A 2,362-nucleotide genomic window follows, 5' to 3' on the forward strand; every position below is an offset into this window, starting at 1 on the left:
AGGCGTTTTCGATGGGATATCCGCACACCTGACCCGACGCACCGGGCACGTCGCCGCCTATATGACGGGCGCCGGTGTGGCGGCGTCGGGCTTCGGCTTGCCCGACATCGGCCTGGTCACCGCGACCGAGATGGCCGATCGGGTCGCGATGATCACCGGCGCCCGTCATATAGGCGGCGACGTGCCCGGTGCGTCGGGTCAGGTGTGCGGATATCCCATCGAAAACGCCTGGCGCGACGATGAGTTCGCGTTTGGCCAGCAATGCTCTGAGCCGAGTGCGGGCCGGTGTTGTTGCCATCGTGGGTCCTTTCAGTCCAGCGCGCCCGCGACGGAGCCGGCGAGCAGGTCGATCAGGTTGTTGATGTCGGTCAGGTCGTCGAGCCCGACCACCGCGCGCTCGATCGCCGCGGCGCGGCCGTGGTCGGTGACCCGGTCGGCCAGCGCGTGGAACTTGGCCACCAGTTCGTCATTGGTGACCGGATCGTTGGGCGCGCCGTGCGGTAGGGCCACTCGCGCGCGGTGCACGGTTCCGTCCCGGGTGGTCACCGCGACGTCGGTGCGGAATTTCTCGGCGATACCGGCGCCGGCCAGTGATTCGTCGAGATGCACCGTGGTGGCCGCGATCAGCGACCAGATGTCGTCGGAATCAAGCCGGGCTCCGATGAACTGTTCGGGCAGCACGTTGCCGTCGAGCAGCGCGGCCGCGGTGGCGTACCCGATGTTCATCTGTGCCCCGATCGGGGTGAGCGGACGCTCCGGCGACCACCAGCCGTGCTTGTACACGGTCTCTCCGACGGTGATGTCGACCGCCGAGATATCTTCCGGTGCAACCGAATTCCGCAACTGCCGGGCGGCGTCGATGGCACCGTGCAGCCCACCCATCGCGGCATAGGACTTGACCATGATGAGGGAGGTTTCCCAGCGGTGGCCGAGTTCACCCGTCAGCGGTTCGGGATCCGGGTCGTGGCCCTCGCCGAAAACACTGAGGAAGCCGCCATATTCACGCTCGAACACGCGCTTGATCCCGGTGTACCCGGCGGCCGCCAGGCCCGCCGCGTAGAAGCCGTTGCGCGCGGCCAGGCCGTGGTGCATGCGCTTGCTCATCGCTTCGTACTGCGCGGCCATCAGACCCGCCGACTGGGTTGCGGCCAGGCCCAGGGCGTCTTCCAGTTGTGCCGGCGGCAGTCCGCGCAGCTTGCCGGACGCCATCGCCGCCGAATGGGTGCCGAACACCGGGCCTGAATGCCATCCGCGGTCGAGCATTTGGGTGCCGTGCAGGGTGTAGCCCACGCGCGGCCCGACCTCGAACCCGGCGATGGCCGCGAGCAGCAGGTCGGCGCCGGCCGTGGAGGCCCGGTGTGTCGACGCCGTCGACAACAGCGCCGGGATGAGCAGCGAGCAGCTGTGCAGCGGGGCCAATGGGTGGAAGTCGTCGAGTTCGAAGCCCTGGATGAACGTGCCGTTGAGCACCGCCGCCCCGGGCGCGCTGGTCCGCTGACCGGTCCCGATGACGGCGCAGTCGCCCGGGCCCTCCAAACCCAGCACGGCGCCGGTGGCGACACGTGACCACGGCAATTGGGCGCCCACCAGGGCGCAGCCGATGCCGTCGAGCAGCAGGTGTTTGGCGCGCTCGACGACGCCGGCGGGGACGTCGTCGAGCGTGAGCTCGGCGACCCAGGTGGCAAGGCGCCCCGTCGGCCCGGCTGGATCGGTGGCGACCCGCTGCTGCACCGCGGTCATCGCGACCCCCTAGTAGATGGGTGATAGTTGTTATATGTTTATAACAACTGATCGACTCGCGCAAGGGAGGCGGTGTGACAGCATTGAGCACCGTGCAGCAGCGCAGCGAAAAGGCCGGGCCGGTGTCCGCGACCGCCGGTGTGCCGTTGCACCGGCAGCTGTACTTGGTGCTGCACGACGAGATCGACCGCGGTGTCATCGCCCCCGGCGAGGCGCTGCCCACCGAGCAGACCCTGTGCGATCAGTTCGGGGTTTCTCGCATCACCGTGCGGCGCGCGCTGGCCGACCTCGCCGAACAGGGCTACATCGAACGTCGGCATGGCGTCGGTTCGTTTGTGCGCCAACATAATCCGGCCGATGCGCCGACCGGGCGCTCGTATCTGCAAGAACTGCGCCAGACCCAATTCGAGACCGAGGTCGAGGTGGTCGAACTCGGCACGCGGCCGCCCACCCGGGTCGTCGCCGAAACCCTCGGGCGCAGCGGCGAGTTGCTGCACATCGTGCGCGTGCGCCGGCAGCGCAGGACCGGCGAGCCGTTGATGGTGACCGACGCCTGGCTGCCGCCGGAGCTGGCCCCGGTGCTTACCGAGGCCGCGTTGCGGCGCGCACCGCTCTACGAGCT

Annotated in this window: 2 protein-coding genes and 1 pseudogene; 2 read left to right on the plus strand and 1 reads right to left on the minus strand. The window is 68.8% G+C overall.

All coding sequences use genetic code 11. The features are described 5' to 3' along the window. Positions 1 to 214, plus strand: a pseudogene (locus A5625_RS30825) (carboxyvinyl-carboxyphosphonate phosphorylmutase); the annotation flags it as partial. Positions 215 to 309: 95 nt separating this feature from the next. Here A5625_RS30825 and A5625_RS26525 read toward each other — a convergent pair. Then, positions 310 to 1,740: an MmgE/PrpD family protein gene (locus A5625_RS26525; protein WP_067001443.1), complete on the minus strand. Its 1,431-nt coding sequence runs from the start codon at positions 1,738 to 1,740 to the stop codon at positions 310 to 312. Positions 1,741 to 1,823: 83 nt separating this feature from the next. On the opposite strand from A5625_RS26525, the gene A5625_RS26530 reads away from it, so the two are divergent. Further along, a partial coding sequence (locus A5625_RS26530; RefSeq protein WP_156748594.1) for a GntR family transcriptional regulator occupies positions 1,824 to 2,362 on the plus strand: 539 nt, incomplete at its 3' end.

This window comes from Mycobacterium sp. 1465703.0 (assembly GCF_001672975.1).
Classification (GTDB): Bacteria; Actinomycetota; Actinomycetes; order Mycobacteriales; family Mycobacteriaceae; genus Mycobacterium.

Coding starts and splice junctions, on each gene's coding strand:
- A5625_RS26525 (WP_067001443.1), bottom strand. CDS start 1,740: ATGACCGCGGTGCAGCAGCGGGTCGCCACCGATCCAGCCGGGCCGACG.